We start from the raw sequence: 26826 nt of genomic DNA, 5'->3' as shown, positions 1-26826 counted from the left end.
TTTTGCGTGATTGTTTCAAGACAGTCGTTGCTGATAGTCTTGTGCCAACAGTCCAAATTCCATCTTGAGGTATGCCATGGCCGCCGGTGAAGTGATCGTCATTCCGTGTCTTTCAGACAATTACACCTATCTTGTCCGCTGCCACCGCAGCGAAACCACCGCCATCGTCGATCCGGGCGAAGCCGGACCCGTGATCAGCGCGCTTGAAGAACGTGACTGGACGCTTGATCTGGTGATCAACACCCACCACCATCACGACCATATTGGCGGCAATACTGAGCTGATTGAAAAATACGGTGCGAAACTTTTGGGCCCGACGGCCGAAGCGGCCCGCATTCCAAACATGGATGAAACATGCGCCGAGGGGGATCAGGTTTTGATCGGGGAGCTTGAAGGTCGCGTCTTTGACGTGCCGGGTCATACCAGCGGGCATATCGCGTTTTACTTCCCGGCAATCACCGCGCTTTTTTCTGGCGATAGTCTGTTTGCGCTGGGCTGTGGTCGATTGTTTGAAGGAACCCCTGCTCAGATGTGGGACTCTTTGCAGAAATTCCGCAACCTGCCCAATAGCACGCTGGTATATTGCGGCCATGAATATAGCCAATCGAATGCCCGTTTTGCCAAAACGATTGAGCCCGATAACGCGACCCTTATTGCACGCTGTCAGGATATTGACGGTATGCGGGCGCGTAACATCCCGACCATTCCATCGCGCATCGATGTTGAATTGGCGACCAACCCGTTCCTGCGCGCCGATGACCCGGCCGTTGCCAACGCGATGGGGATGAGCGGACAAAGCCCGGTTGAGATTTTCACCGAAATTCGCAAGCGCAAAGATAATTTCTAAGTATCACTCTCTGACGGCTCAATCTGTTTCCGGGAGCTCAGGTAGAGCCTCACCAACTTCTTGACTACCAACATTTCCTATTAGGTAGTTATCAATCTTTTCCCGACCAGTACGCAAATATACTGCAGTGTTTTCGGCAATAACCTCTTCAATTCCCTCTAAGAGGGATTGCATTGATTCGAATAACTTTACATCACAATGCTTTGGAATAATTGCACCGTTATGAACGGAAAATTCAATTAATTTGGTCGAAGAGAAACCGGTCAGACTCCCCATAAGGTAATTTTCATCGAACAAAGAAATATTTTCCACATCATCTTTTTCAATCGCTCTACCAGCACCAAAACACTTCACGAAAAGATAAACACAAAGCATAGCACCATACTGAATTCTTATAATATTCGACTCAATATCTTGGGCGTTTTCTTCCGGATGCACTTTTCCAATTTCTATTTCTGATGGCTTCTCTTCAATTCGACTCAGATAGTTGCTATTTATATTGTCTATCTTTTTGTCTATTTTATTGAAATGTGTTGGAATTTCATTTTTCAAAGCAGATATTTTTTGAGAAATGATCTTAACATCCTGCACTGAGTCAGAAAGCGCTTCGCTCGCTGCTACAATCTCCCCCAATCGCTTCTCTTGCTTGCTTGAAGAAATTATTGTGTAAAATATCGCCAATACGGCAAGTAAAAGGGAAGACAAGGTCAAGGCAAAGGACAACTTATCCACTAGACCTGGAACATCATAATAAGCTAGGGAAACAAACCCCACCATAATCGCCAATAGAAAAGCGATTGCATATCGGTAGTGAATCTCACGGCTATGGAGCCGATCTTCATTGTTCATCACAATCTCCCTGCGATCAAAGGATGCAATAACGTCACTCTAATCGCCCAGTACGTGAATTAGCAATAATATACGTTAAGGGGATTTGAGTAGTTAGCCTTTGGAAAAAAGCACGTTCTGATCGAGCAGATAGCGCGAGAATAGTGGCAGACTTGCCGCCCCGATGGCGCGAGCGGCACTGCCCACCCGCCCCTGTTCGATATGCGGGCGTTCAATGCCTTGCAAATCCAGCTCGGAAATTGCTGCACGTGTGGCGGCGACCACTCGGTCACAGACATCGGTCGGGAAACCGCCATCGACAATCACGGCTTCGAAATCAATCACCGAACACACCGATGTAATCGCAATCGCCAGACTACGCGCGGTGTGATTGATCCAGATATCGAGCGTTTTGCCCAATTGTGACCAATAATCCGGATCGCGCCACAGCATGGCGGGATCACGACCGTCACGGGTCAGCATTTCTTCAAGCACAAAGATAGATGCCTGATCAATCAACTGGCTGGGATGTCCGCTGCGCGACGATACCGGCATCGAGCCAAACGCACCGGCATTACCGGTCCGCCCGGCATAAAGGGCCTGATTAAGCACCACCCCGCCGCCAATGAACGAGCCAATAAAGAAATAAGCGAAATCGGAATAAGTCGGGCCAAGGCCAAACACCAGTTCGGCCCCACAGGCCGCCGTGGCGTCATTTTGCTGAAAAACCGGGAACGGGACGATGGTCCCGATGGTGTCGATCAGATCGACTTCGCGCCAGGCATTTAAGTCCTCAATCGGGGCGCCGACTTCTTCGCCCCAGTTCCAGAGTTCAAAGGGTGCCGCAATGCCTATGCCCGCAATGCGGGCCTGTTGGGCGGCACTCAGAGTTGAGGTGATTTTGCCAACCGAGTCGCGGACAAATTGGCGAATGCTATCAGGTGTGGGGTATTTATAGGCTTCTTTGAGCGATCGACGCACGGTGCCGACAAAATCCATCAGGATCAGTTCCGCACTGCGCCGTCCGATCTTAAGACCAAAGGAATAGACCCCGTCTGGATTAAGCGCCATCGGGACTTTCGGTTTGCCAACCTTGCCACGCACAGGCTCCCCACGCATCAGAAGACCGTCTTTTTCAAGGGCACGCATGATGACCGAGACGGTCTGGGCCGACAGACCCGAAAGCCTTGCGATATCGGCTTTTGAAAGACCGGCATTTCGGCGCACCAATGACAGAACAAGGCGTTCGTTATAGGCACGCACGCGCAGCTGATTTGCCCCGCCCCCCTGATGAAGCGGACGCACACCCTGTTGGTCGTCCCCTGCTTGATCGGGGTTGGTCGTTAAAGTGTCCGTCATTTCGTCCTCCCACTCGGGATCTTTAATGCCCGATTGATCACAAGAGTGACAGGAATAATTAATAAATCAATCTGATTTATTAATTGACAGCGATATGCATTTGGTGTGTTTTATGAGCTCGACAGGTTGAAGGCCCACCACATAATGCGCGCCATGATCTGTCTGGAAAACAAACATCGCCGACCTTTAAAGTCGGTAATTCAGGTCAAACCCTGGGAGGAAAATGATGAAAAAAGCACTTCTTGGCGCAACCCTTGGTGCGCTTGCCCTTAGCCTTAGCATCCTGCCAAATCAGGCAAAAGCCGCCGATATCGGCGCCTGTCTGGTCACCAAAACAGATATCAACCCGTTCTTTGTCAAAATGAAGGAAGGGGCCTCGGCCAAGGCCAAGGAACTTGGCATTGATCTGTCGACATTTGCCGGCAAGGTCGATGGTGATCATGAGACACAGGTTCAGGCGATCGAGTCATGCATCGCATCGGGTGCCAAAGGCATTCTGATCACTGCATCGGACACCAAGGCAATTGTATCGGTTGTTAAAAAGGCCCGCGATGCCGGACTTCTGGTCATCGCCCTTGATACGCCGCTTGAGCCGATTGATGCCGCCGATGCGACCTTTGCCACCGATAACTTCAAGGCCGGTGAACTGATTGGTCAATGGGCGGCAGCACAGCTTGGCGACAAGGCAGCAGATGCCAAGATCGCCTTGCTGGATCTGACACCAAGCGCGCCATCCGTCGACGTTTTGCGTGATCAGGGCTTTATGAAAGGGTTCGGAATCGACATCAAGGATCCCAACAAGATCGGGGATGAGGATGACGCCCGGATCGTCGGCCATGACGTGACCAACGGCAATGAAGAAGGCGGTCGCGAAGCCATGGAAAACCTGATGCAGCGTGATCCCGAGATCAATGTTGTTTACACCATCAATGAACCGGCTGCTGCGGGTGCCTATGAAGCCCTTAAGGCGTTTGGCATGGAAGAAGGTGTTCTGATCGTGTCGGTTGATGGTGGCTGCCCGGGTGTTGCCAACGTCAAGGATGGTGTGATTGGTGCGACATCGCAGCAATATCCGCTTTTGATGGCGGCCAAAGGGATCGAGGCGATCAAGGCATGGGCCGATAACGGCGAAAAACCGCAGAACACCGAAGGGCTGAACTTCTTTGACACCGGGGTTAACCTTGTCACTGATCAGCCGGTTGACGGTGTCCCGTCGATTGACGTTGCCGAAGGCACGGATCGCTGCTGGGGCTAATTCCCCCGTTCATTTCGAGAGAGGGCGGATTTAACTCCGCCCTCTTGTCCCACATCAGGTTACACTTGGTTTAACATCCGCATCCAAACCGGCCCTTAGAACCGGATGGATGTCCGGGTTTGGGTCCGGGTCAGATGAGATATCAGACCCGGTGCACGACCAAGTCGGGAGGAAGCGATGAGCGAACCCGCTCAAACGTCACGCAAAAAACAGGAATACGAGCAAACGCTTGATTCCAGCGACGGCTCTGTCGCGCAGTTTGACCATAAACACCGCAATCTGTTTGATACCGTGCAGCATTTCCTGCATGGCAACCCGACGATGGTACCGGTGATTGTTCTGGTCTTTTCAATCGTCATTTTCGGATTTGTCGCCGGACCCAAATTCTTTTCGCCGTTCAACCTGTCGCTGATCCTCCAGCAGGTTGCCGTCATTGGTATTCTTGCCGCCGCCCAAAGCCTTGTGATCCTGACGGCGGGCATTGATCTTTCGGTCGGGGCCATCATGGTTTTGATGTCGGTGATCATGGGCCAACTTGCCATCACGCTTGGCGTGCCAGCCCCGCTTGCGATTTTCATCGGGTTTATTGGCGGCATTGGTGCGGGTGCGCTGAACGGATTTCTGGTCACCCGGATCAAGTTACCGCCGTTTATCGTGACACTCGGGACGTGGAACATTTTCTTTGCGCTGAACCTTTGGCTTTCGGGCGCACAATCGATCCGCAGCCAGACTTTGGATGAAATCGCACCGCTTTTGAAATTCTTTGGCGAAAGCATCGCGATTGGCGGCGCGCGGATTACCTATGGGTCGATCCTGATGCTCGTGGTTTTTGCGGTGCTTTGGTACATCCTTAATCACACCAGTTGGGGCCGCCATGTGTATGCCATTGGCGATGACAAGGAAGCCGCCGAGCTTTCGGGTATCCGCACCAACCGCACCCTGATTATGGTTTATGGCCTTGCCGGACTTGTCTGTGCCATCGGGGCCTGGGCATCGATCGGGCGGGTTGGATCGGTATCGCCGCAAAGTTTCCAGGAAGCCAACCTGCAATCGATTACAGCCGTGGTGATTGGCGGTATATCGCTGTTTGGCGGGCGTGGGTCGATCATTGGTCCATTGATCGGGGCGTTGATTGTCGGGGTGTTTAATTCGGGCTTGCGACTGGCGGGGGTTGATGTGCTGTGGCAGGTGTTTGCCATTGGCTGGCTGACCATCATTGCGGTTGCAATCGACCAGTGGATCAGAAAGGTTTCAGCATGAGCAACGATCAGACACCTGTTCTCAAAGCGCGCGGCATCGTCAAACGATACGGTCGGGTGACGGCCCTTGATCATGCAGATTTTGACCTTTATCCCGGCGAGGTTCTGGCCGTCATCGGAGACAATGGGGCGGGGAAATCATCGCTGATCAAAGCCTTGTCCGGGGCGATTTCGGTCGATGAAGGCACCATCGAGCTTGATGGCAAACCCATCGGATTTTCATCCCCGATGGCAGCACGCGAAGCCGGGATCGAGACGGTTTATCAAAACCTTGCGCTGTCCCCTGCCCTGTCGATTGCCGACAATATGTTCATGGGCCGCGAGATTCGCAAAAAGAACTTTATGGGTAAATATTTCGGCGCTCTTGATCACAAGGAAATGCAGCGTCTGGCACGTGAAAAGCTTACCGAACTTGGCCTGATGACCATTCAGAACATCAATCAGGCGGTTGAAACCCTTTCAGGTGGTCAACGCCAGGGCGTTGCAGTTGCCCGTGCCGCTGCTTTTGGATCGCGCGTTGTCATTATGGACGAACCGACTGCTGCCCTTGGCGTCAAAGAAAGCCGACGTGTGCTTGATCTGATTGCCGATGTCAAAGCACGCGGCATGCCGATTGTCCTGATTTCACACAATATGCCGCATGTGTTTGAAGTCGCCGACCGCATTCACATTCACCGCCTCGGCAAACGGCTTTGCACGATCAAACCCGATGATTACAGCATGTCCGATGCCGTCGCCTTCATGACCGGCGCCAAAGAACCAACCGAAGTGAGTGACGCGGCATGACACGTCATTGCCCCGGACATCTGCACAAACGACAGGTCGCCACAGCACGATGACACCCGACCTGAACGCACTGGCACAGCGGATCCATGACACGCAATCAGGCAATCGGCGCATTCTTGTTGCGATTGTCGGGGCACCAGCATCGGGCAAGTCAACCTTGTCCGAACAGCTTTATCACCATCTGGGGGGTGATAAAGCTGGTGCTGCTGTCGTGCCGATGGACGGGTTTCACTTTGATGATGCGATCCTGAACGACCGTGGTCTTTTACCGCGCAAAGGCGCACCCGAGACATTTGATGTCGGGGGATTACACCGCATACTGGATGCCCTTATTAAGGATGAGGGTGACACGGTCTATGTGCCGGTTTTTGATCGCGACCTTGAAATATCGCGCGGATCGGCACGCGCCATATCGACGCACCACCGCATCATTCTGATTGAGGGGAATTACCTTCTTCTGACCCGATCGCCGTGGGATCAGCTGCATGATCTGTTTGATTTATCGATCTATCTGGAAGTGCCTGAAGACACGCTGCGCACCCGTTTGATCGAACGGTGGCAAGGGTTTGGCTTTGATGGCAAAACAGCACTTAACAAGGCAATGCACAACGACATTCCCAATGCCCGAACTGTTGTCACCTTGACCGGGCCGACCGACATCCGGGTTACAGGCGGGTAATGGCTTTGCCGTCGGGCAGGATGTCAGTTAACCAGTCGGCAACCGCGCGGACCTGAGGCAGATGTCTTTTATCCTGATGGGTTAGAAGCCAGACTTCACGGCCATCCGGTTCGTAGCCATCGATCCGTTTTAAGCCAGAACAGGCATCGCCGACACAAACCGGCAGCAAGGCACAACATGCCCGACCTTCCATCATCGACACGATAATCGACATACGATTGGCATAGCCGATTGTCTTACGCCCCGGAAACGTCTGTGCCAGCCATCTTTGTTCGGGCTTATCGGCAAAGAAATCATCAAGATCGATCCATAACATTGAAGCGGGATCAAGTCGGTTTTCGTCATCCCCCATAAGATTGCAATAAACCGCCGATTCCAGTTTCCCGAGCAATTTGATATGAAACGCGCCACTTTCCGGCCGGGCCAGACGAATGGCGATGTCTGTTTCACGGTTTGGAAGGCTTAAATTCCGATTGGCCCCGATCAGTTCCAGCGACAGTTTGGGATAGGCTTGTTGGAGCCGTGCCAGATGCGGGGCGACACAGTTTTCAAGAATGGCATCGACGCTTGTGACGCGTACGATCCCTGAAATTTCCTTGTTATTCCGGTTACTCGCAGGTTCATTTTCCAACAACCCCGTAACCGTTCTTTGCATGGATTGCGCGGTTTCAAGAAGGTTTTGCGCCCGCGGGGTTGGTCCAACTGAACGCCCGTCACGATAAAGCACGCTATAACCAACCCATTCTTCAAGCCGGGCGATGCGCCTTGCGACTGTGGTTTGATTGACACCAAGTTCACGGGCGGCGGCACTCATATTGCCGGTCTGGCACACATGCGCAAATGTCCTTAGACCTTCCCAATCAAGCTGCATGGCATTTCATCCAGATTCTGCGTTAATGCAGATACTAGCCGAATTATTGCCGCTGGATAATGCAATTTTGCAGGGCCATGATGCCCCATCACTTATTCATGCAAAAGGAAGTTCCAGATGACCGCCAAAACCATTTTTGACCTTGCCGGTGCGATCCTTCCGACCGGCAGCCCAAAGGATGCCGCCCTGATCGTCATTGATGCACAGGAAGAATATCGTACAGGCAGCCTTAAACTGTCCGGCCTTGAGAATGCTCTTGCCCATATCCAACCGTTATTGGCCCATTGGCGCAAGAATGGCGGCACGGTCATTCATGTTCAACATCACGCAAAGGGGCTGTTTGACCCAAGTGGTCCGTACGCCGCCATCATGCCCGAAGTTGCCCCGACGGCGAGCGAGGCGGTGATCACCAAATCCGTTCCGAGTTCGTTTGGCGGCACGAAGCTTGAAGAATTGCTTGAAACCGCCAAGCTTAAACACGTCGTTCTGACCGGGTTCATGACCCATGTCTGTGTGTCGACCACCGCACGTGTTGCCAATGAAAAAGGATATGCGGTGAGTGTGGTTTCCGATGCCACCGCAACCCGCGACCTGCCCGACGCCCTTGATGGCAGCGTTGTTTTGGCAGCGGATCTGCATCGTTCCGAGCTGACCATGCTGGGCGATACATTCGCCAAGATTGTTACGACAAAAGATGTGCTAAGCGCATCGTAACCCTGCGCCCAAATGCAAAACACCCCGCGAAAATGCGGGGTGTTTTGGTATCTTCAGGCCGCAGAGGAATGCGGGATCAGAACATATGCTGACCGCCATTGATGGACAGGCAGGAACCGGTGATGAAGCCGGAGTTTGGGCCGCAAAGATAGAGGATCGCCTGTGCGATTTCATCGGCCTCGCCCAATCGTCCGACCGGGATTTTGGAAATGATGCCTTCAAGGACTTTTTCCGGCACGGCGGCCACCATGTCGGTGTTGATATAGCCCGGTGCGATGGTGTTGACCGTAACACCTTTGCGGGCAACTTCCTGTGCCAGCGCCTTGGTGAAACCATGCACGCCTGCCTTGGCCGCCGAATAGTTGGTCTGGCCGAGCTGACCGGCCTGTCCGTTGATCGAGGAAATATTAACCACCCGGCCGAAACCGCGCGCCCGCATGCCTTCAAGAACCGGCTTGGTCATGTAAAAGAGCGAGCTTAGATTGGTCTCAATCACAGCGGCCCATGCGTCGGTTTCCATTTTATGCATGAAACCATCGCGGGTGATGCCGGCATTGTTGATCAGGATGTCAATCGGGCCGACTTCAGCTTCGACCTTGGCAATGCCGGAGGCACATGCATCGGGGTCCGCGACGCTCCATTTATAGGCGGCAATGCCGGTTTCTGCCGTGAAGGCCTTTGCGGCCTCATCATTGCCAGCATAGTTCGCAACAACGGTATAACCCGCATCTTTGAGCGACAGGCTGATGGCCTTGCCGATTCCGCGTGTTCCACCGGTTACCAGTGCTGTTTTTTTCATGGTCGCCTCCCTAAACTTCGTTCATCAAGCATGTTGTCATATTGATCTACGCCGTTTGCCCTTCTACGACATACGTAACTTTAATCTATAAATTGAGTTATAAACGTAATTTTATTACTTCTCCATGATCTATATCAGCTATGTGGTTTAGTCTTTCGTCGCAGTGCAAAATAAACTGCACCAAAGCAAACGGGGCATCCCCTTAAGAGGACGCCCCGCATGATTAAAAATTCAGGTGAATGTCGCTGATCAGCGCTCAACGCACAGCGCGACACCCATTCCACCACCAATGCAAAGCGTCGCGAGGCCTTTTTTCGCGTCGCGTTTCTGCATTTCATAAAGCAAGGTCGTGAAGACACGTGCGCCCGATGCGCCAATCGGATGGCCCAGTGCAATCGCGCCACCATTGACATTGACCTTGTCGGTATCCCAGCCCATGTCGCGGTTCACCGCAATCGCCTGTGCGGCAAAGGCTTCGTTGGCTTCGATCAGGTCAAGGTCGGATGCCGACCAACCGGCTTTTTCAAGCGCCTTTTTCGAGGCCGGGATCGGACCCGATCCCATGATTGCCGGATCAACACCAACCGTTGCCCAGCTTTTGATCGTTGCAAGCGGGGTCAAGCCACGTTTGACGGCCTCGGCGGCGGACATGACAATAAGGGCTGCTGCACCATCATTGATACCCGATGCGTTACCAGCAGTAACCGTGCCTTCTTTATCGAAAGCCGGGCGGAGTTTTGCCATGCCTTCGACAGATGCGCCGTGACGGGGATATTCATCCGCATCAAAGACGATATCGCCTTTGCGGTTTGGAATGGTGACAGCGGCAATTTCATCCTTGAACCGGCCGGATTTCTGCGCTGCTTCGGCTTTGTTTTGGGATGCGACGGCAAATGCATCCTGCTCTTCGCGTGAAATACCCCATTTATTGGCGATATTTTCAGCCGTATTGCCCATGTGATAACCGTTAAAGGCACACCACAAACCATCCTTGATCATGCTGTCGATGAATTTGACATCGCCCATTTTATGACCGTTGCGCAGATGTGCGACATGGGTCGAAAGCGACATGTTTTCCTGACCGCCAGCAACCACGATGTTTGCGTCACCGGTCATGATCTGCTGGGCCGCAAGGGCGACCGTGCGCAAGCCTGAACCACAAACCTGATTGATCAGAAACGCAGTTGCCCGGTCGGAAATGCCCGCACCGATGGCGGCCTGACGGGCGGGGTTTTGCCCCTGACCACCTGTCAGAACCTGACCGAGGATCACTTCATCAACCGCATCACCTTCTACGCCTGCGCGCTCCAATGCCGCCTTGATGGCTGTTGCCCCCAGATCACTTGCGGCCGTGTTGGCCAGTGTGCCGCTGAAAGCGCCGATTGGTGTACGTGCTGCACCTACAATTACGACGTCGGTCATGAAACCCTCCGATTAATCTTGATTACGTTTTCCCCGGACCGGGCAACGATGTTTTTCACTGTGCCTTGAGATGGTCCGCGGATGATCTTATCGCACCGCAACAAAATTCCAAGCTTTGATACGTACCACTTTCGGACAGGCTGCGCGGCGCATATCGAAAATCACAACCGCAACGCTAAAACCATAACAGGGCCATTTAAAGGCCATCCCTAGAGTGTGTGCCTATCACGATCATATCGCAACCCCTGGTTCGTTTTTTAGGACTTCTGTCACAATATATGTTCGATACCAGACGATGTTGTCATCGGTATCAAAAAGCGCCTCACACAGTGCGGTATATTCCGCCATGTCGCGCATTTGCAGGACCATGACGCCGGTGACTTCGCCGGTCACGACATAACACTGGCGCACGGCATCAAGGGCGCGTGCCTTGCGGATGAAATCCTGACGGTACTGATTGCCGTGGCGATGGAATTCAAGATTGATCACCGCGCCCAACGGTCGCCCGATCTGGGCCGGGTCGATCACGGCGACGGTTTTGCGAATGACCCCGGTATCGCGAAGCTTTGCCACCCGGCGCAAACAGGCCGAAGGTGACAGGCCAATTTTCGCCGCCAGATCCGCATTGGCGATATCGGCATTGCCCTGCAATTCCCGCAGGATTTTTGTATCGATCTGATCCAGTTCGGCCATATCCACGCAACTCCAAAGCGCACTTTACTCAAACAACGCTGCCACATTGCGCGCGATTGCGCAAATTCGCCGCCCAATGAAGTTTGAGCCATGGCATTATCTGCGGCGTTAAACCACCCTCGCCCACCCGCGAAAATTCGATAACCGCATCAAATAGAGTCTGATAGATATTGGCGCGCATTTGCCCCACAGATGTCAGCCCAAAGCCAAACCCCGAACGCCAAACCACCAAATGGATAGAACGCCCCATGTCCAGCACCCTGCCCCGCGCCCTGCACCGCTATGTCTTTGATCTGATCAACCGCAGCCAGAAACTCTTCGTCACCCTGATGAAGGTGATGCTGCCGGTCATGATCATTGTCCGCATTGCCGAAGAATTCGGGGCCATCGAAGTCGCATCCGACCTTTTGACCCCGGTGATGGCATTGATCGGCCTTCCGCCCGAAGCGGGGCTGATCTGGGCGACCTGTGCGTTGGTCAGCATGTATGGCGCGGTCGGGGCGTTTATCGGTCTTTCGGCACATCTTGATATGACGGCAGCGCAGTTGAGTGCGCTGTGCGCGATGATGCTGTTTGCCCATGGGCTTCCGGTTGAACAGGCGATTGTGAAGCGGGCCGGGGCCAGCCTGATTGCCACCACTGCGCTGCGCATCGGGGCGGCGATTGGTTATGGCGCGCTGGTGACATGGATCAGCAACCAGACCGGCTGGTTGTCCGAGCCGGTTGATTTTTCATGGATGGCAGGCGGCGATGTTACCCAGGCCGCAACAGGTCTTGCCGGATGGTGGGACTGGAGTATTCAGACCATCAAGTCGCTGATTGTCAGCTTTTGCGTGATTACCGGGCTTTTGATGATTTTGGATGGCATGAAAGTCACCGGCCTGACGGATCGCTTTACCCTTGCCATTTTGCCGATCCTGCGGGTGTCGGGACTGTCGCGCGACGTTGCACCGGTTACAACAATTGGGGTGTTGCTGGGCCTGACCTTTGGCGGGGCGCTGATCATTGAAGAAGCGCGCAAAAACAATTACCCGCCGCGAACCCTTTTCCTGTCGCTGAGCTGGTTGTCGCTTTCGCATTCGCTGATAGAGGATACCGCGATCATGCTCGCACTTGGTGCGGATATCTGGGTGGTTCTGGTCGGGCGGGTGATCCTGACCCTGATTATCATCGCCCTGCTGTCGCGCGCCACACGGGGTTGGGATCGGAAACCCGATCAGTTGGCAAGTGATGCGGCGGGTTAAGGATTAAGTGGCTAGGCTTTTCCCAGCCACTCGACCACCGGAACCCACGTGGATTTTTGCGCCCGTGATCCGACCATCATGCCGATATGCCCGCTTGAGGGATGTAAGTCGGACCGGACATCTTCGGGGCAGGCATCAAACAGTGCCTTGGCACTTTCGGGCGGCACGATCCGGTCATTTTCCGGGATCACGGCCAAGACCGGGCAGGACAGATCAGCCGGATTGATATCGATGCCGTCGATCTGCCATTGGCCTTTTGCCGGGCGGTTTTCAACATACCATCCAATCAGGCAATCAACCGCGACACGGCGTGGCAAGGGCACGCCATCATTCAGCCAATCTTCCAGCCCGACAAAATCGTGGGCCTTGGCCGAGTCCGTTGCCATTTTTTCAAAGCGCCGGAATTTTTCGCCAATCATGAACGGGTCCAAGCTGGCAAACAGGCTTTGCAAGACATCGACCGGCAAGGTGTCATGGATTGCCAGCATATGGGGCAAGGACGGTGCGAAGGCCGCAGCAATGCGTGATTGCGTTGGACCGGCGACCATGAAGTCCCACGGGGTTGCCAGCAATACCAGTTTGGAAACCTGTGCCGGATCCAGAAGGGTCGCGGCAAGGGCCAGTACGCCCCCCATGCAATACCCCACCACTGGAACCGGCCCGCCATTCAGATCGGCGACGTCTTGCAGAACCGTGACCAAGCGTCCGGCGATGTAATCATCTAACCCGAAACTGGCTTCATCAAGCCCGGGATAGCCCCATTCCACCAGCAAGGGCCGATAGCCGCATTTGGCCAGATAGCGGGCAAAACTGCGTTTTTCATTGAGATCAAGGATATAGCCCCGGTTCACGAGCGATGGCACCAAAAGAACGATCCCGCCGGGATGCCCGCCTTTTTTGGGGGCGGTTGGTCCATAATCATAGACCCGTGTCGATCCATCTTCCCAGATGACGGGGATGTTTTTGCGTTCATCATCCTTGGGACGGCGATAGGGATGGCGTTGATAGGCGCGCACGCCGTCATGAAAACCGGCATGCCGATCAAAGGCCACCCGATCAAGGGCCTGTGCAAGGTCATCAGGGTGGTAAGCCTCAGCTTCCTTTAGGAGGCTTGCCGCCTGATCCTTCAGTTCCGCCTTCCAGGGCAGCAATTGTTTCAGAAAGATCGGCAATGCGGCGCGCGAGCTGAGCCAGCTCGTCATCTCGACTGCCATGTGCATCGGAAGCGGTCGTGGCCCGGCCCGCTTTTGGCTTTCCCTTTTGGGTGGGAGTGGCTTTTGTCTCTGTGGACTGATCATTTTTCCCTTGCCCTTTTGCAGCTTGTTTTGCAGCAGTCGTTTTCCTGGCTGTCGTTTTCGCAGGCTTTGCTGTCGCACCCGCCGTTTTCGCCGTTGCATCCGTAGATGCGGGTTCAGGTGCCTGCGCATCAGCAGCCGCGTTCTGCCCTGTGGCGGCAGCCTTCGCCGCAGCATCGCCCATGCCCATCATACCGGCCATCGCGGCCATATTCGGCGGGAATGGCATGGCACCGGGAACGGGACTGGTAAAAGGTGCGGTTGGCAAATTCCGGGCGGCCTTGGTCATTTGTTCCATCATGGCCAGAACAGGATTGGCAGCAGGGATCGTGCCCGCCAAGGGGTTGCCAATATTCGCACCCCCGGCACCAAGTTGCTGTCCCATTGCCATCTGACCGATCAGATTGCCCCATGCTTCGAAGCCTTCACCCATGCGGGTGGTATCAGCACCGAGGGAGGCATAAAGACGACCAATCGCACTGGCGGCCTGTTCGCCGTCAGCCGTTGCGGCAACCTGTTCACGCCATAAGGCGAGAAAGCGGGTGGCAAGCTGTTCGAGTTTTTCATCACCCTCAAGTGACGACGTATCGTGGTCTGATGGGTTAGGGCCGTTCGTGTCGTTGGTCATCGGCGACACCTTTATCCTTCCCTTGTATCCTTCCCTGATGAGAAGCACGTTTGCTGCACAACACTATAGATTGTTGTGACACAGGGGAAAACGAATTCCCGTGCTGCGCAGCAACAAGTCGTATCGGCAGTTGTTTTTCGCACTGCACTTCGCGTTGAATACTGGACACATTGGCAAATTCGCGGCACTGTCATAATCTTCTGAGCGAATGCAAAATCGAAAATGCTGCGCAACATCGCTATTTGTGCACGCGCAAAGCAGTCGGATCAATACCGTCAAACGCGTTCGTCAAAGAAACGTCCGGGAAACAGGGAAGCAGGAAAAACGTCATGACCTCCAAGAAATTAGATGATCAAGACCGCATTATTATCAAGAAATATGCGAACCGACGCCTCTATAATACGGCGACCAGTTCCTATGTGACGCTTGATCACCTTTCACAGATGGTCAAAGAGAATACCGACTTTGTCGTCTATGATGCGAAATCGGGCGAAGACATCACCCGCCCGGTTCTGACCCAGATCATTGTCGAGGAAGAAAGCAAGGGACAGAACCTTTTGCCGATTAACTTCCTGCGTCAATTGATCGGTTTTTACGGCGACAGCCTTCAGGGTCTGGTTCCAAGCTACCTTGAACAGGCCATGAGCGCCTTTGGCCATAATCAGGAACAGATGCGCGAATATATGCAAGGCAGCATGCATGGCATTTTCCCGTTTGGTCAGTTTGAAGAAATGAACAAACAGAACATCGCGCTGTTCGAACAGACGATGAAGATGTTCTCGCCGTTCCCGCATGGTACTGACGCGGGCCAGCAGGATGGCAGCAATCCGGCACAGCCAACGGCACCCGGGGCGGCAAAGTCTGATGCGTCGCTCAATGAGCTTAAAAGTCAGCTTGAAGCAATGCAGGCGCAGCTCAACAGTCTGGCGGGTGGCAAGACCACCAAATAGGGCCTTGGCCCAGACCGGGGTCTGATCTGATCCCAAATAAGCCAATTTCAAAAGGTGGAGTTTCCCGATATCGGACTCCACCTTTTTTATGTCTGCGCCGCGCCATGATCTGGCGTTTGCGCAAGTAGACAGCCCCCCATCCCAACGCGTCAAAACCGCCCATCACCAATATGTGACTCGGCATGCCTCAAGCGCGGCCCCTCCCCGGCACCAATCCTGCATAAACTTTTTGTTAACCATTTACCCCCGCCCGGCGACGCCGAAAGGCGGCAATTTTTGCCGGGTTAACGCCAAAAACGGACGGAGTCTCGAACCAGACAGGTAATTTCAACCAACGACACCGAAAAACATGACCGCGATTACATCGATTCCCATGCCCCCGGCCCGCAGGCCCCAATCTGCGAGTACCGGAATGGATGGTCCTGCCGGGATCGGGATAGATACAACCGCGCCGATTTCGCCTGTACGGGAAATTGCGCAGAATGGCGGCGCGTGGCTGCAACCCCATGATCTTGTGGGCAGTGCAGCATTCTGGACCCAGCTTTTAGGCCAGATATTACCTCAGGAAAACCTTTTGCAACCGCCGGTCATTCAAGATGCGCATGCCAGATATGCACAGCATTCCACACCCTACAGCGTAGAAACCAACGTCTTTTTTTCACCTTATGCACTAGACAAAGACAGCTCAGTTGACCTATATAGCTAGCTTCTGGCGGATTGCTGTAAACATTACCTGACCAATGTTCAGGTACATATCATCAGATCGCAGCCCTGATACGGTGCTGCGACTAGGTGTTTATGGGGCAAAATAAAATAAGCCCAACAGCTTCCAAAGTGGGGATCTCTAACTGGCGGTTGATAACGGAAAATAACATGACTGAGATTGCAGCTACCGAAGAACCGAAGCGCGCAAACCGCGCTACTGACACTGACCGTTATGTTGGTCAGCGTATTCGCGAACGCCGCATCATGCTGGGCTTTTCCCAGCAGCAGATGGCAGATTTGATTGGCGTTACCTACCAGCAGGCACACAAGTATGAGCGCGGTATCAACCGTATTTCTGCGGGTCGCCTGTATGAAATCTCCCAGGTACTGGGTGTTCCGGTGAGCTACTTCTATGAAGGCCTTGACGGCAACCAGGCTTCCGAGCTTAACGCACGTCAGCGCATGTGCCTTGAACTGGCCCGTAACTTTGCCAGCATCAAGCATGAAAAACACCAAGAAGCACTGAGCCAGATGGCACGTGCTCTTGCTGATCAGGCTGCCTAAGTCCGACATATCGGACTTCCGCGCCGCTTAAGAAAAGACTGTCTTCGGGCAGTCTTTTTTTTGTGTCTTGCTCTTGGCATTCCCGTTTGCAAAGCTTTGAAAATCAAATGTCATTGCGGGGTCGAGCATGTTGAGTAACGCAATTGTAGAACGACTTGATCGCGCCCGTTTGGCAATGGGATACCTGTCCATTGCGCAGACCATGGCACTTGCCGATCAGGGCAATGTCATATTGGATCCGTTTTCCACATTGATCAGCCATCACATCACCATCGGCACCGACAACATTTTCCACCCGAATACACGCATAACGACGCATAGCCCGAACCTTCTGTCTGTTGGCAATGGAAACCTGTTTCAAGGTGCCGTAACCATCACAGCCCAAAATGGCCTGATACAGATCGGGGATGAAAACATCTTTGGGGCCGGAAACATCTTCGTCGAAACCCACCAAACAGATGCCCCGATCACGATTGGGGCAAATGGCCGATTTAAGGGGTTCATCGACATATCAGGCCGGTGTGACTTGGGGAACGGATGCCAGGTTCTTGGCAATATCAGTCTGCGCGATGTCAGACTGCAGGGCGGCGGGTCTTATCAACATCCTGTTGCCGATGAACGCGGGGCCGTTTTGAAGGGGCATGGCCGCGCCGTGGATATCGCACTTAAGACAGGACAGGTCATTGCCGGTGACGGCAGCTTTGCTATCACCGGGATGCGCATGCAATCCCATTACCACCCGGATGCCAGATAGCAGCTTGGCACCGAATACTAGATCACGAGCCGTCAATCATGACCAGATCATCGGAATGGATGACGGCATTGCCGCGTGAGAATCCAAGGGTGGCTTCGATGTCAGCCGATGCATGGCCCATCAGAAGACGGGTTTCATCCGCCCCATAGGATGTAATGCCGCGGGCGATCTCGCCCCCGTCGCCATCCAGAACACGTACGGCATCACCGTGCTTGAACCCGCCATCAACGGCGGAAATTCCGGCCGCCAGCAGGTTTTTGCCATTGCGTAGGGCCTTGGCCGCACCGGCATCAACAATGATCGCCCCGGTGGCCGAAAGTGACGTCGCAATCCAATGACGGCGTGCAGCAAGCGGGCTTTCACTTGGCAGGAAGACGGTATTGGGTGCGCCTTCAAGCTGGGCTTTGAGCGGATGGTAAATCGTGCCGCGCGCAATGATCATGCGGCAGCCGGCCTTCATCGCGATTTCAGCCGCCTGAAGTTTGGTGACCATCCCGCCGGAGCTATACATTGTCGGGGCGACACCCGCCATTTCAAAGATTTCCGGCGTTAGTTCGCGGACTTCGGGGATCAGGGTCGCATCCGGGTTCTTACGCGGATCGGCGGTATAAAGACCGTCAATGTCAGACAGCAAGACAAGGGTGTCAGCCGAAATCATATGGGCGACCTTGGCCCCCAGACGATCATTGTCGCCAAAGCGGATTTCTTCGGTTGCGACGGTATCGTTTTCATTGATCAGTGGCACCGCGCCACGGGCGAGAAGCGCATTAAGCGTTCCACGCGCGTTGAGGTAGCGACGGCGACCTTCCATATCTTCAAGGGTTACCAGAACCTGTGCCATGGTCAGGCCGTTACGGCCCAATGCCTCTTGCCAGACTTGTGACAGGCTGATTTGCCCGGTTGCGGCGGCGGCCTGCTTATCGGCAAGACTGATGGTGCGGTGATCAAGGCCAAGCAAGCGCCGGCCAAGGGCGATTGCCCCACTGGAGACCACAATCACCTCGACCCCGCGTTCGCGTAAATGCGCGATGTCGTCGGCCAGTGCTTCAAGCCAGGCACGGCGGAGCTTGCCGGTGTTTTCATCAACCAGCAAGGCCGAGCCGACCTTGATGATCAGACGTTTTGCGTCGGTTAAAGCAGGCGCCTTGTGGCTCACGGTTGGTAGCCCTCATCCTCGCGACCTTCCATGGCGCGGCGTTCGCGTTCGCCATCGATATGGGCGCGGACCTCACGGTGAATGTCCTTGATGCCGCTCTGGGTTACGCCAGAGACGATATAGACTTTCTTTCCGATGCCTTTTTCAAGGATCGCGCGCTGTTCTTCGACCATTTCTGGCAGAAGTTGATCGGCCTTCGACAGAATAACGATCTCAGGCTTATCAACCAGGATTTCAGCGTAGTTTTCAAGCTCTTCACGGACCGTCTCATAGGCCTTTACCGGGTCTTCCTCGGCACAGTCAATAAGATGGACAAGAACTTCGCAGCGTTCGATATGGCCCAAGAAACGTGTGCCGATGCCTTTGCCCTCCGATGCGCCTTCGATCAGGCCGGGAATATCGGCAAGGACGAATTCCCGATCATCGATATTCACCACACCAAGCTGCGGATGCAGGGTTGTGAACGGGTAATCGGCAATTTTGGGACGCGCATGCGAAGATGCGGCAAGGAAAGTCGATTTACCGGCATTGGGCAAGCCAACCAACCCGGCATCGGCAATCAGCTTCAGACGGAACCAGACCGATTTTTCTTCTGCGGGCCAGCCTTCTTCGGCGCGCCTTGGGGCCTGATTGGTTGATGATTTAAAATGCGTATTGCCCCGGCCGCCATCGCCGCCAAAGCACAGCATATGAATTTGGCCTGGGCGGACCATATCGACAATCAGGGTTTCGCGGTCTTCTTCAAGAACCTGGGTTCCGACCGGCACCTTGATCGTGATGGACTTTCCGGAACGGCCGGTGCGGTTACGGCCCATGCCATGCATGCCGACTTCGGCTTTGAAGTGCTGCTGATAGCGGAAATCGATCAGGGTATTGAGGTTTTCGACCGCCTCAAGGATGATATCACCACCCCGGCCACCATCGCCACCGTCCGGTCCACCATACTCGATATATTTTTCGCGACGGAAACTGACCGAACCGGCACCGCCGCGGCCACTACGCGCATGAATCTTGGCTTCGTCGAGAAACTTCATAACCGGTCCTTTGGGCGATGCCCGTTCTTTTGGCTTTTAACCCCGGCGCGCGATCACCGCGCATCAACGGGATAAAATTCATATAACATATAAAATAAGGGAGGAATGATTGCTCATTCCTCCCTTGAAAATCTTGCTACGTAACGCGCAGCCGACGGGAGGCTTACGCCTCTGCCGGAACGATGGTTACGTAAGTACGACCCTTGTAGCCCGACTTGAACAGGACAGCGCCGTCCACAGTCGCAAACAGGGTGTGGTCTTTGGCGAGGCCGACATTGTCGCCTGCATGGAACTTGGTGCCACGCTGACGAACGAGGATGTTGCCTGCTACAACTGCCTGACCACCGAATTTTTTAACGCCAAGACGGCGACCTTCGGAGTCACGACCATTGCGTGAACTACCACCAGCTTTCTTATGAGCCATGAAACTCTCCTAAAACTGCATCTCAACCTAATAAATTAGGCTTTGATGTCCTTGATGCGCAGAACAGTCAGGTTCTGGCGATGACCATTTTTACGACGGTAGTTATGCCGACGCTTTTTCTTGAAAACGATCACCTTGTCGCCCTTGGCCTGCTCGAGAACTTCTGCGGTAACAGAAGCACCTTTGAGCAACGGAGCACCAACTTTCGGCGCACCATCACCAGCAACCATGAGAACTTCTTCAAGTTTCACGGTATCACCGGCCTGGGCAGCGATCTTTTCGACTTTGATTACGTCGTTGGCAGCAACTTTATACTGTTTGCCGCCAGTTTTGATGATTGCGTACATCTAAAAGTTCCTGAAAAACATTCTGGAAACACAAACGCGCAGCTCGGTGCCGCTGCTAACAGATACCGAACCGCTGCGAAGAACGGGTGAATTACCTTTTTTACCCCTGTGAGTCAACTGCAAAGAGTCAACTACAAAGCAATGCAAACCCCATATTTGGCGCCCACACCGACGGATGCATGCCGTGCGCAAACTGCATGGCGCCAGACCAGCACACACTGCACTTACGATAATCCGACCAGCCCGCCCTCAACCCGCAGCAATCACCCCGATAACGGGCAAGGGTCCAAGCGCAAAAAGGTCACGGTTTTTACGATTTCCCTCTTGCAAAAACCCACAAGGACCGTTAAACACCGCCTCGAACGCCAAGACCACACATGCGGAGAGGTGCCGGAGTGGTCGAACGGGGCGGTCTCGAAAACCGTTGTACTAGCAATAGTACCGTGGGTTCGAATCCCACCCTCTCCGCCATTTTCCCTTTCGGACTTTACAGCATATCTTCCAAGCGGAACGTGTTTAGTGCTGCGCTTTAGAAAACAGTCTCAAAGCACATCAGCCCACCCTGCATTGCCTCGACCGCTCAAGAATCTGTCGCAGCCGCAAACACCCGCAACGTCTCCTCACTCACATGATGCTCTATCCCTTCCGCGTCGAATTCTGCGGTTTCGGGATCGACACCAATGGAGACGAGGAAGTTATAGACGATCTGGTGGCGTTCGCGACATTTTTTGGCGAGGGTTTCGCCTTTTTCTGTCAGGAAGATCGAGCGGTATGGGCGGGATGTGACAAAACCGTCGCGCTCAAGGCGCTTGATCGTGTTGTTGACCGTGGCGGCCGTGACGCCAAACCGTTCCGCCAGCGCGACAGATCGGGCTTCGCCTTCCTCATTGATTAAATCGCCAATCATTTCAACGTAATCTTCGGTGACTTCGCGGGCGTGTGCGTCACGCAAACGTGCAAAAACTTCTGCCTTGTTATGGCGCGGGTTAAGTGCGGCATCTTCGCCCATCGAACTCTCCAATTTGTATCCCCACAGCCTTCATAACAACTAAGCTTGCAAATAGCAATTTAGCCTTGACTAACTTTAAAAGTCCGCACATAAATAGTGGGTATTCGCTAGAATGATTTCAACTTGCTTTCGGGATGCCCTGATGCGCTTTTCCAACATTGCACGTACCTTTGCCCTGTCTGTGACCTTGCTGGTTTCGGCGTTGTTTTCCAATGTCGGGGTGGCGCAGGCCAAGCCGCTAAATGTCGTTGCAACAACATCCATGATCGCCGATGCCGCCCGTCAGGTCGCCGGCGACCGGGCAGAGGTCACCGCCCTGATGGGCCCGGGGGTTGATCCGCATTCCTATCGCCAAACCCGAAGCGACATTGCCGCAATGGCGCGTGCTGATCTTGTTTTGTGGCACGGACTGTATCTTGAAGCACAGCTTGAAGAATTCTTCCTTGATCTGGCAAAACGCCGCAACGTGGTTGCAGTTGGTGAAGCCATTGACAAGGACAAATTGCTCAGCCATGCGGAATATAATGGTCGCTATGACCCGCATGTCTGGATGGATCCGCAACTTTGGGAATCTGTTGTCTATGCGGTGCGTGATGCGCTGATCAAAACCGACCCGAACGGAGAAGCATCCTATCGCGCCAATGCCGACAAGCATGTGGCCGAGATCGATAAGCTGATCGATTACATGAAGGCGGTTGCCGTGACCGTGCCGGAAAAAAGCCGCGTCTTGTTAACCGCCCATGATGCCTTTAGTTATTTTGGCCGTGGCTATGATTTCGATGTGCTCGGCATTCAAGGCATTTCAACAGAATCCGAAGCCGGTCTTCGTCGGGTCGAAGAACTGGTCAACACCATTGTCGATCGCAACATTTCAGCCGTGTTTGTTGAAAGCTCCGTCCCTGAACGTAATGTCCGTGCGCTCATCGAAGGTGCAGGAGCACGGGGGCAGGACGTCGTTATTGGCGGTACGCTGTTTTCCGATGCCATGGGTGAACCGGGCACCTATGAAGGTACTTATATCGGCATGATCGATCATAACGTCACCCTGATCACCCGTGCCTTGGGCGGTGTTGCCCCCGAAGGTGGTTTTCAGGGCAAACTTACTGCTGGCTCCTGATTGATAGACGATCCATAAAGACAGCCTACACACGCTACGATCAAGGAAACAAGGAAACCCCATGAGCAACGCCAAACTGATTGCTGAAGCTGGCAAGATATTGGATGTCGCAGCCAAGGATGCGCCGCTGACCGTGCGGGGGTTAACCGTTTCCTATGGCAATAAGCCTGCTGTTTTTTCCGTTGATGCCTCAATCCCAGCCGGATCAATGACCGCGATCATTGGACCCAACGGGGCGGGTAAATCGACCTTCCTTAAAGGCGCACTTGGTGTCGTGCCGCGCCTGTCGGGGGAAGTTCGGATTTTCGGAAAACTGTTTTCCGAGGCCCGCGACCGGGTGGCCTACGTTCCACAACGTGCCAGTGTTGACTGGGATTTCCCGGCACGGGTGATTGATGTGGTTCTGATGGGGCTTTATGGATCGGTTGGGCTGTTTCGCTTTTGGCGTTCACGCCACCGCGATCAGGCCATGGAATGTCTGGAGCGTGTCGGCATGGCCGATTTCGCAGACCGGCAGATCGGGCAACTTTCCGGCGGGCAGCAACAACGTGTGTTCCTTGCCCGTGCACTGGCGCAAAATGCCGAGTTTTATTTGCTTGATGAGCCCTTTGCCGGTGTTGATGCCGCCACCGAGCGCGCCATTGTCGCGGTCCTCAAAGACCTTAAATCCGAAGGTCGGACTGTTGTGTGCGTTCATCATGACCTGTCGACGGTTCCGGAATATTTTGATCGCGTCTTGCTGATCAATGTGCGCCGTATTGCCGAAGGTCCGGTCGAGACGACCTTTACCGCCGAGAACCTTCAAGAAACCTATGGTGGACGACTGGCGGCAACCCATATCGACGAATTGCAACTGGCCTGATCGCGGCAAGGCAGACTTCCAACGCGGCAAAGCAAAGAATCTGAGATGAGTTTTCTGGACTACTTCATAAGCGCCCTGTTTTTGCAGGCCGGATATAACAGCGCCCTTGTCGCCGTTGGCGCCGGGCTGCTTGGCCTGTCGGCCGGCAGTGCCGGTGCGTTTATTTTCCTGCGCAAGCGCGCGCTTGTATCGGATGCCATCAGTCATGCGACCCTGCCCGGCGTTGGGCTTGCCTTTATGATCATGGTTGCCTTTGGCAGTGACGGGCGTTGGTTGCCGGGTCTGATCATTGGATCGGCTGTGTCATCGGCCATTGGTCTGTTGATGGTTGAATGGATCACGCGCAAAACCCGCCTGACCGAAGATGCCGCGATTGGTGCGGTTCTCTCTGTCTTCTTTGGCTTTGGCATCGTTCTTTTAACGATCATCCAGACCATGTCATCAGGGCGTCAGGCCGGGCTTGAGAACTTCCTGCTGGGATCGACAGCGGGCATGTTGATTTCCGAAGCAACGACAATCGCGGTTGCCGGGGCATTGGCCGCATTGTTTGTCTTTATCTTGCGCCGTCCGATGACCTTGGTGGCGTTCGATCCGGAATATGCCGCCACGACCGGGGTCAATGTCCGCAACATTGATCTGGCAATGATGGGACTGGCCCTGATTGTCACCGTGATCGGGCTTAAGATTGTCGGGTTGATCCTGATCGTTGCGCTTTTGATCATTCCGCCGGTCACTGCACGGTTCTGGACCAATCAGGTCGGAAAAATGATCGGCATTTCCGCCGTTGTTGGCGGGCTTTCGGGATATATCGGTGCGGTTCTGTCGGCCGCTGAGGCATCCATTCCGACCGGGCCGATCATTGTTCTGGTCGCCTTTGGCTTTTTCCTGATTTCGGCCCTGTTTTCACCGTTGCGTGGCGGATTGGCATCGGCCCTGCGTCATCAGCGGTTCCAGCGCCGTGTCCATCGTCGGCAAGGGTTGCTGTCCCTGTCGCGGCGCGAGCCGATCTATGATGGCTTGACCCTTCGTATCTTGCGTCGATCAGGCATGATCCGGCGCGACGGGGTTGCCACCGCACGAGGTCAGCTTGCCGCTGCCAAGGCGGCGCGTGATGAGGCACGATGGGCGATTGCGCGGCGGATGCTGCCGGAAGATTCGGCGATTGAACATTATGATGGCCTGACCCCGATTGAACGCATGATGACGTCTGATCAGATCGCCGAAATTGATCGCATGATCATGGACAAGCAAGGAGCCAAGGCATGATCGACGATCTGATCACGGCAATGGGCCCCGAGTTTGTTCAGCTGAGCCTGACCCCGATTGTCATTGGTATTCTCGCCGCCGTTGCCTGTGCCCTGCCGGGGAACTTTTTATTGCTGCGCCGTCAGGCCCTGATTGGGGACGCCATCAGCCATGTGGTTTTGCCCGGCATTGTTGCGGCCTTTCTTGTCACCGGCACCATTAGCGCAGTTCCGATGATGCTGGGTGCCGGGGCGGCAGCAATCGTTGCCGTGGTCATGATTGAAATCGTCAAACGGCTTGGCAAGGTTGAACCCGGTGCGGCCATGGGACTGGTTTTCACAACCCTTTTTGCTGCCGGCGTTTTGTTCCTTGAGATCACGGATACCAGTTCGGTGCATATTGATGTGCAGCATGCATTGCTGGGCAATCTTGAAAGCCTGATCTGGTTCGATGCGCAAGATTGGGGATCGTTGATTGATCCGGTCGCGCTGTCGACCTTGCCGCCGCAATTACCGCGTCTGGCGATTGTCCTTGTCGGGATCGGCTTGTTCATCGTGCTGTTCTGGAAAGAACTTAAAATCTCGACCTTTGATATGTCCTTTGCCGAGGCGATTGGCATTCGCACCAAGCTTCTGAGTTTTGCACTGGTTGTCACCACGGCGATTGCCGCCGTTGCCGCCTTTGATGCGGTTGGATCGATCATTGTGATTGCGATGTTTGTCTGCCCACCGGCAAGTGCGCGGCTGATGACCAATCAGCTTGGGCGACAGGTTGGCTGGTCCGTTATCTTTGCCACCATTTCGGCCATTCTGGGATATATCTTTGCCGGGTATGGTCCGGGCTGGTTTGGGTCACCTTATGCGGTGAGTGCGGCGGGCATGATCGCAACCATTTCGGGCATTATCCTGATCCTGACCTGTATGTTTGGCCCACAACGTAAACGTACAGGCCAACGCGCCGAAGCATAACGCCCGAAATTTAACCCCGTTCTTTTATATCGCGTGTACCGATCAGACAGGCCATACTCCGGGCATGATCAATCTGCGTATGCCTTTTCTCTCGGTTTTGATTGCTGTGATGCTGTGCATTACGGCCGGCCAAGATTTACATGCCCAACAATCAGAAAGTGCGCGGATTACAGACCAGTTGGCATCGGAAATCAGTCAGTTGGGCGAAGTTGATTTGTTTGTTTTTGCCGATCGAGCAGCGTTTCTAAGCCGGATGGATCAGACGCTGGGGCTTGAAAACATTCAAAGCCCGGAAAAGACCTTTGCCAAACTGCCACGATCGCCTTTTACCGTCACCGGGCGGCAAAATGGTGCGCAAATCCCGACTTGTCAGATTTTTGTGCCCGCCAATATCACCCCGGAACGGGGCCAAGAAATATTCGCCCAATTGATGCATGGCTGGTTTGGGCCGAAGCTTCGTTATCAAAGCACTGCGGATCTGACTTATCGCTGGCTGATTTATCATGAGGTTCGCCATTGCAAGCCAGATCATTATGGCGGCGATGATGCGCAAAACCATCGGGACGAGATTGAAGCGGATCTGTTTGCGTTTAACGAACTGGCAACACCGGAAAACAAAAGCCAACTGGCATCTGACATCATTGCTTTTCGCATGATCACAGCCACCCTGTTTGCCGACCGCAGCCATATGACCGGGCTTTCGATCAAATACGCATTGGAAACACCACAGTCGCGCCCGACATTATCGGCCAAACAAGAAGTCGCGGCCTTCCTTGGCGCCCGGCAATTGGTAACCAAACAGGCCAAGGCCATCGCGGTTGGCGTCAACCCGACCAATCTTGAACTGATCCGGGCGATTACGGAACTGCGCGAAGCTGCTGAAAACGGCAAGCTTGGCTCCAATGCCCCCCTGATCATTGAAATCATGATGTCACTTGATAATGCAGTTGCGCAATTTGCCCCGAAACTGCATGGCGCCGTTACCACGCGACAAGGAAATTAGGGCGCGCCC

Annotated in this window: 30 protein-coding genes and 1 tRNA gene; 17 read left to right on the top strand and 14 right to left on the bottom strand. The window is 54.1% G+C overall.

The window, feature by feature from the left end:
* Positions 1 to 76: 76 nt before the first annotated feature.
* Entirely contained in the window at positions 77 to 847 is a 771-nt protein-coding gene (gloB, locus tag ACQ0MK_RS20905; RefSeq protein ID WP_430474263.1) for a hydroxyacylglutathione hydrolase, read from the top strand.
* An 18-nt stretch (positions 848 to 865) separates the two neighbouring features.
* Here the strand turns inward: gloB and ACQ0MK_RS20900 are convergent, their stop codons facing one another.
* Together ACQ0MK_RS20900 and ACQ0MK_RS20895 are read right to left on the bottom strand one after the other, a co-directional pair.
* On the bottom strand, positions 866 to 1696 hold the full coding sequence (locus ACQ0MK_RS20900; RefSeq protein WP_430474262.1) for a hypothetical protein: 831 nt from the start codon (positions 1694 to 1696) through the stop codon (positions 866 to 868).
* A gap of 93 nt (positions 1697 to 1789) precedes the next feature.
* Positions 1790 to 3034: an ROK family transcriptional regulator gene (locus ACQ0MK_RS20895; RefSeq protein WP_430474261.1), complete on the bottom strand. Its 1245-nt coding sequence runs from the start codon at positions 3032 to 3034 to the stop codon at positions 1790 to 1792.
* Between the two features lie 226 nt (positions 3035 to 3260).
* Here ACQ0MK_RS20895 and ACQ0MK_RS20890 point away from each other — a divergent pair, with 226 nt between their 5' ends.
* The 4 genes from ACQ0MK_RS20890 to ACQ0MK_RS20875 all read left to right on the top strand — a co-directional run bounded on the left by ACQ0MK_RS20890 (position 3261) and on the right by ACQ0MK_RS20875 (position 7013).
* A complete protein-coding gene (locus ACQ0MK_RS20890) occupies positions 3261 to 4289 on the top strand; it encodes a sugar ABC transporter substrate-binding protein (RefSeq protein WP_430474260.1) in 1029 nt (342 codons plus the stop codon).
* A gap of 177 nt (positions 4290 to 4466) precedes the next feature.
* Positions 4467 to 5549: an ABC transporter permease gene (locus ACQ0MK_RS20885; protein ID WP_430474259.1), complete on the top strand. Its 1083-nt coding sequence runs from the start codon at positions 4467 to 4469 to the stop codon at positions 5547 to 5549.
* On the top strand, positions 5546 to 6334 hold the full coding sequence (locus tag ACQ0MK_RS20880; protein WP_350042264.1) for an ATP-binding cassette domain-containing protein: 789 nt from the start codon (positions 5546 to 5548) through the stop codon (positions 6332 to 6334). The genes ACQ0MK_RS20885 and ACQ0MK_RS20880 overlap by 4 nt, the downstream gene beginning before the upstream one ends.
* 49 nt (positions 6335 to 6383) lie before the next feature.
* On the top strand, positions 6384 to 7013 hold the full coding sequence (locus ACQ0MK_RS20875; RefSeq protein WP_430474258.1) for a nucleoside/nucleotide kinase family protein: 630 nt from the start codon (positions 6384 to 6386) through the stop codon (positions 7011 to 7013).
* On the opposite strand, the gene ACQ0MK_RS20870 is transcribed toward ACQ0MK_RS20875, so the two are convergent.
* Positions 7000 to 7884 carry a LysR family transcriptional regulator gene (locus ACQ0MK_RS20870; protein WP_430474257.1) on the bottom strand — a complete coding sequence of 295 codons (885 nt, stop codon included), beginning with the start codon at positions 7882 to 7884 and terminating at the stop codon, positions 7000 to 7002. The two genes, ACQ0MK_RS20875 and ACQ0MK_RS20870, sit on opposite strands and share 14 nt — an antisense overlap.
* A gap of 117 nt (positions 7885 to 8001) precedes the next feature.
* On the opposite strand from ACQ0MK_RS20870, the gene ACQ0MK_RS20865 reads away from it, so the two are divergent.
* Positions 8002 to 8598: a cysteine hydrolase family protein gene (locus ACQ0MK_RS20865; protein ID WP_430474256.1), complete on the top strand. Its 597-nt coding sequence runs from the start codon at positions 8002 to 8004 to the stop codon at positions 8596 to 8598.
* 76 nt (positions 8599 to 8674) lie between these two features.
* Here ACQ0MK_RS20865 and phbB read toward each other — a convergent pair whose 3' ends face one another.
* The 4 genes from phbB to ACQ0MK_RS20845 form a co-directional block, all read right to left on the bottom strand.
* Complete coding sequence (gene phbB / locus ACQ0MK_RS20860; RefSeq protein WP_430474255.1) at positions 8675 to 9397, bottom strand: acetoacetyl-CoA reductase; 723 nt, start codon at positions 9395 to 9397, stop codon at positions 8675 to 8677.
* A 249-nt stretch (positions 9398 to 9646) separates the two neighbouring features.
* Positions 9647 to 10819, bottom strand: a complete 1173-nt coding sequence (locus ACQ0MK_RS20855; protein ID WP_430474254.1) for an acetyl-CoA C-acetyltransferase — start codon at positions 10817 to 10819, stop codon at positions 9647 to 9649.
* A 231-nt stretch (positions 10820 to 11050) separates the two neighbouring features.
* Positions 11051 to 11512 (bottom strand): Lrp/AsnC family transcriptional regulator, encoded by a 462-nt coding sequence (locus tag ACQ0MK_RS20850; protein ID WP_350160429.1) that lies wholly within the window; start codon positions 11510 to 11512, stop codon positions 11051 to 11053.
* Between the two features lie 28 nt (positions 11513 to 11540).
* Positions 11541 to 11762 (bottom strand): hypothetical protein, encoded by a 222-nt coding sequence (locus ACQ0MK_RS20845; RefSeq protein ID WP_430474253.1) that lies wholly within the window; start codon positions 11760 to 11762, stop codon positions 11541 to 11543.
* On the opposite strand from ACQ0MK_RS20845, the gene ACQ0MK_RS20840 reads away from it, so the two are divergent.
* Positions 11761 to 12756, top strand: a complete 996-nt coding sequence (locus ACQ0MK_RS20840; RefSeq protein ID WP_430474252.1) for a nucleoside recognition domain-containing protein — start codon at positions 11761 to 11763, stop codon at positions 12754 to 12756. The genes ACQ0MK_RS20845 and ACQ0MK_RS20840 overlap by 2 nt on opposite strands.
* 11 nt (positions 12757 to 12767) lie before the next feature.
* Here ACQ0MK_RS20840 and ACQ0MK_RS20835 read toward each other — a convergent pair whose 3' ends face one another.
* Positions 12768 to 13958 carry an alpha/beta fold hydrolase gene (locus ACQ0MK_RS20835; RefSeq protein WP_430474251.1) on the bottom strand — a complete coding sequence of 397 codons (1191 nt, stop codon included), beginning with the start codon at positions 13956 to 13958 and terminating at the stop codon, positions 12768 to 12770.
* On the bottom strand, positions 13849 to 14679 hold the full coding sequence (locus ACQ0MK_RS20830) for a hypothetical protein (RefSeq protein WP_430474250.1): 831 nt from the start codon (positions 14677 to 14679) through the stop codon (positions 13849 to 13851). The genes ACQ0MK_RS20835 and ACQ0MK_RS20830 overlap by 110 nt, the downstream gene beginning before the upstream one ends.
* A 329-nt stretch (positions 14680 to 15008) precedes the next feature.
* Here ACQ0MK_RS20830 and phaR point away from each other — a divergent pair, with 329 nt between their 5' ends.
* From phaR to ACQ0MK_RS20810, 4 genes are all read left to right on the top strand, one after another.
* Complete coding sequence (gene phaR, locus ACQ0MK_RS20825) at positions 15009 to 15629, top strand: polyhydroxyalkanoate synthesis repressor PhaR (RefSeq protein ID WP_430474249.1); 621 nt, start codon at positions 15009 to 15011, stop codon at positions 15627 to 15629.
* A 412-nt stretch (positions 15630 to 16041) separates the two neighbouring features.
* Entirely contained in the window at positions 16042 to 16335 is a 294-nt protein-coding gene (locus ACQ0MK_RS20820) for a hypothetical protein (protein ID WP_430474248.1), read from the top strand.
* Between the two features lie 167 nt (positions 16336 to 16502).
* Complete coding sequence (locus ACQ0MK_RS20815; RefSeq protein ID WP_430474247.1) at positions 16503 to 16898, top strand: helix-turn-helix domain-containing protein; 396 nt, start codon at positions 16503 to 16505, stop codon at positions 16896 to 16898.
* A gap of 127 nt (positions 16899 to 17025) precedes the next feature.
* On the top strand, positions 17026 to 17652 hold the full coding sequence (locus tag ACQ0MK_RS20810; protein ID WP_430474246.1) for a hypothetical protein: 627 nt from the start codon (positions 17026 to 17028) through the stop codon (positions 17650 to 17652).
* A 22-nt stretch (positions 17653 to 17674) separates the two neighbouring features.
* On the opposite strand, the gene proB is transcribed toward ACQ0MK_RS20810, so the two are convergent.
* From proB to rplU, 4 genes are all read right to left on the bottom strand, one after another.
* Positions 17675 to 18808, bottom strand: coding sequence for a glutamate 5-kinase (proB, locus tag ACQ0MK_RS20805; RefSeq protein WP_430474245.1), 1134 nt, complete (start codon positions 18806 to 18808; stop codon positions 17675 to 17677).
* On the bottom strand, positions 18805 to 19842 hold the full coding sequence (obgE, locus tag ACQ0MK_RS20800; RefSeq protein ID WP_430474244.1) for a GTPase ObgE: 1038 nt from the start codon (positions 19840 to 19842) through the stop codon (positions 18805 to 18807). The genes proB and obgE overlap by 4 nt, the downstream gene beginning before the upstream one ends.
* A 163-nt stretch (positions 19843 to 20005) precedes the next feature.
* Positions 20006 to 20266, bottom strand: coding sequence for a 50S ribosomal protein L27 (rpmA, locus tag ACQ0MK_RS20795; RefSeq protein WP_430474243.1), 261 nt, complete (start codon positions 20264 to 20266; stop codon positions 20006 to 20008).
* Positions 20267 to 20301: 35 nt separating this feature from the next.
* On the bottom strand, positions 20302 to 20613 hold the full coding sequence (gene rplU / locus ACQ0MK_RS20790; protein ID WP_350041699.1) for a 50S ribosomal protein L21: 312 nt from the start codon (positions 20611 to 20613) through the stop codon (positions 20302 to 20304).
* A 381-nt stretch (positions 20614 to 20994) separates the two neighbouring features.
* Here rplU and ACQ0MK_RS20785 point away from each other — a divergent pair.
* Positions 20995 to 21084 (top strand) — tRNA-Ser (locus ACQ0MK_RS20785).
* A gap of 109 nt (positions 21085 to 21193) precedes the next feature.
* On the opposite strand, the gene mntR is transcribed toward ACQ0MK_RS20785, so the two are convergent.
* Positions 21194 to 21622: a manganese-binding transcriptional regulator MntR gene (gene mntR, locus ACQ0MK_RS20780; RefSeq protein WP_430474242.1), complete on the bottom strand. Its 429-nt coding sequence runs from the start codon at positions 21620 to 21622 to the stop codon at positions 21194 to 21196.
* Positions 21623 to 21764: 142 nt separating this feature from the next.
* Between mntR and ACQ0MK_RS20775 the strand changes: the two genes are divergently transcribed.
* The 5 genes from ACQ0MK_RS20775 (at position 21765) to ACQ0MK_RS20755 (ending at position 26817) form a co-directional block, all read left to right on the top strand.
* Entirely contained in the window at positions 21765 to 22739 is a 975-nt protein-coding gene (locus tag ACQ0MK_RS20775; RefSeq protein ID WP_430474241.1) for a metal ABC transporter solute-binding protein, Zn/Mn family, read from the top strand.
* A 61-nt stretch (positions 22740 to 22800) separates the two neighbouring features.
* Positions 22801 to 23601 carry a metal ABC transporter ATP-binding protein gene (locus tag ACQ0MK_RS20770; protein ID WP_350041972.1) on the top strand — a complete coding sequence of 267 codons (801 nt, stop codon included), beginning with the start codon at positions 22801 to 22803 and terminating at the stop codon, positions 23599 to 23601.
* 45 nt (positions 23602 to 23646) lie between these two features.
* The gene (locus ACQ0MK_RS20765; RefSeq protein ID WP_350041973.1) at positions 23647 to 24867 is read left to right on the top strand and encodes a metal ABC transporter permease; all 1221 of its coding nucleotides are present in this window, start codon (positions 23647 to 23649) and stop codon (positions 24865 to 24867) included.
* Entirely contained in the window at positions 24864 to 25814 is a 951-nt protein-coding gene (locus ACQ0MK_RS20760) for a metal ABC transporter permease (protein WP_430474240.1), read from the top strand. The genes ACQ0MK_RS20765 and ACQ0MK_RS20760 overlap by 4 nt, the downstream gene beginning before the upstream one ends.
* Before the next feature lie 64 nt (positions 25815 to 25878).
* The gene (locus ACQ0MK_RS20755; RefSeq protein WP_430474239.1) at positions 25879 to 26817 is read left to right on the top strand and encodes a hypothetical protein; all 939 of its coding nucleotides are present in this window, start codon (positions 25879 to 25881) and stop codon (positions 26815 to 26817) included.
* Positions 26818 to 26826 lie beyond the last annotated feature (9 nt).

Source organism: Thalassospira lucentensis, from assembly GCF_050516545.1.
Classification (GTDB): domain Bacteria; phylum Pseudomonadota; class Alphaproteobacteria; order Rhodospirillales; family Thalassospiraceae; genus Thalassospira; species Thalassospira lucentensis_C.
Note: the sequence above shows the minus strand (reverse complement) of the source record. Positions and strands in the feature narration are given on the sequence as shown.

Bases quoted from the DNA above. Each gene is read 5' to 3' on its own strand.
- gloB (WP_430474263.1), top strand. From the start codon at position 77: ATGGCCGCCGGTGAAGTGATCGTCATTCCGTGTCTTTCAGACAATTAC.
- ACQ0MK_RS20900 (WP_430474262.1), bottom strand. From the start codon at position 1,696: ATGAACAATGAAGATCGGCTCCATAGCCGTGAGATTCACTACCGATAT.
- ACQ0MK_RS20895 (WP_430474261.1), bottom strand. From the start codon at position 3,034: ATGACGGACACTTTAACGACCAACCCCGATCAAGCAGGGGACGACCAA.
- ACQ0MK_RS20890 (WP_430474260.1), top strand. From the start codon at position 3,261: ATGAAAAAAGCACTTCTTGGCGCAACCCTTGGTGCGCTTGCCCTTAGC.
- ACQ0MK_RS20885 (WP_430474259.1), top strand. From the start codon at position 4,467: ATGAGCGAACCCGCTCAAACGTCACGCAAAAAACAGGAATACGAGCAA.
- ACQ0MK_RS20880 (WP_350042264.1), top strand. From the start codon at position 5,546: ATGAGCAACGATCAGACACCTGTTCTCAAAGCGCGCGGCATCGTCAAA.
- ACQ0MK_RS20875 (WP_430474258.1), top strand. From the start codon at position 6,384: ATGACACCCGACCTGAACGCACTGGCACAGCGGATCCATGACACGCAA.
- ACQ0MK_RS20870 (WP_430474257.1), bottom strand. From the start codon at position 7,884: ATGCAGCTTGATTGGGAAGGTCTAAGGACATTTGCGCATGTGTGCCAG.
- ACQ0MK_RS20865 (WP_430474256.1), top strand. From the start codon at position 8,002: ATGACCGCCAAAACCATTTTTGACCTTGCCGGTGCGATCCTTCCGACC.
- phbB (WP_430474255.1), bottom strand. From the start codon at position 9,397: ATGAAAAAAACAGCACTGGTAACCGGTGGAACACGCGGAATCGGCAAG.
- ACQ0MK_RS20855 (WP_430474254.1), bottom strand. From the start codon at position 10,819: ATGACCGACGTCGTAATTGTAGGTGCAGCACGTACACCAATCGGCGCT.
- ACQ0MK_RS20850 (WP_350160429.1), bottom strand. From the start codon at position 11,512: ATGGCCGAACTGGATCAGATCGATACAAAAATCCTGCGGGAATTGCAG.
- ACQ0MK_RS20840 (WP_430474252.1), top strand. From the start codon at position 11,761: ATGTCCAGCACCCTGCCCCGCGCCCTGCACCGCTATGTCTTTGATCTG.
- ACQ0MK_RS20845 (WP_430474253.1), bottom strand. From the start codon at position 11,762: ATGGGGCGTTCTATCCATTTGGTGGTTTGGCGTTCGGGGTTTGGCTTT.
- ACQ0MK_RS20835 (WP_430474251.1), bottom strand. From the start codon at position 13,958: ATGACGAGCTGGCTCAGCTCGCGCGCCGCATTGCCGATCTTTCTGAAA.
- ACQ0MK_RS20830 (WP_430474250.1), bottom strand. From the start codon at position 14,679: ATGACCAACGACACGAACGGCCCTAACCCATCAGACCACGATACGTCG.
- phaR (WP_430474249.1), top strand. From the start codon at position 15,009: ATGACCTCCAAGAAATTAGATGATCAAGACCGCATTATTATCAAGAAA.
- ACQ0MK_RS20820 (WP_430474248.1), top strand. From the start codon at position 16,042: ATGGATGGTCCTGCCGGGATCGGGATAGATACAACCGCGCCGATTTCG.
- ACQ0MK_RS20815 (WP_430474247.1), top strand. From the start codon at position 16,503: ATGACTGAGATTGCAGCTACCGAAGAACCGAAGCGCGCAAACCGCGCT.
- ACQ0MK_RS20810 (WP_430474246.1), top strand. From the start codon at position 17,026: ATGTTGAGTAACGCAATTGTAGAACGACTTGATCGCGCCCGTTTGGCA.
- obgE (WP_430474244.1), bottom strand. From the start codon at position 19,842: ATGAAGTTTCTCGACGAAGCCAAGATTCATGCGCGTAGTGGCCGCGGC.
- rpmA (WP_430474243.1), bottom strand. From the start codon at position 20,266: ATGGCTCATAAGAAAGCTGGTGGTAGTTCACGCAATGGTCGTGACTCC.
- rplU (WP_350041699.1), bottom strand. From the start codon at position 20,613: ATGTACGCAATCATCAAAACTGGCGGCAAACAGTATAAAGTTGCTGCC.
- mntR (WP_430474242.1), bottom strand. From the start codon at position 21,622: ATGGGCGAAGATGCCGCACTTAACCCGCGCCATAACAAGGCAGAAGTT.
- ACQ0MK_RS20775 (WP_430474241.1), top strand. From the start codon at position 21,765: ATGCGCTTTTCCAACATTGCACGTACCTTTGCCCTGTCTGTGACCTTG.
- ACQ0MK_RS20770 (WP_350041972.1), top strand. From the start codon at position 22,801: ATGAGCAACGCCAAACTGATTGCTGAAGCTGGCAAGATATTGGATGTC.
- ACQ0MK_RS20765 (WP_350041973.1), top strand. From the start codon at position 23,647: ATGAGTTTTCTGGACTACTTCATAAGCGCCCTGTTTTTGCAGGCCGGA.
- ACQ0MK_RS20760 (WP_430474240.1), top strand. From the start codon at position 24,864: ATGATCGACGATCTGATCACGGCAATGGGCCCCGAGTTTGTTCAGCTG.
- ACQ0MK_RS20755 (WP_430474239.1), top strand. From the start codon at position 25,879: ATGATCAATCTGCGTATGCCTTTTCTCTCGGTTTTGATTGCTGTGATG.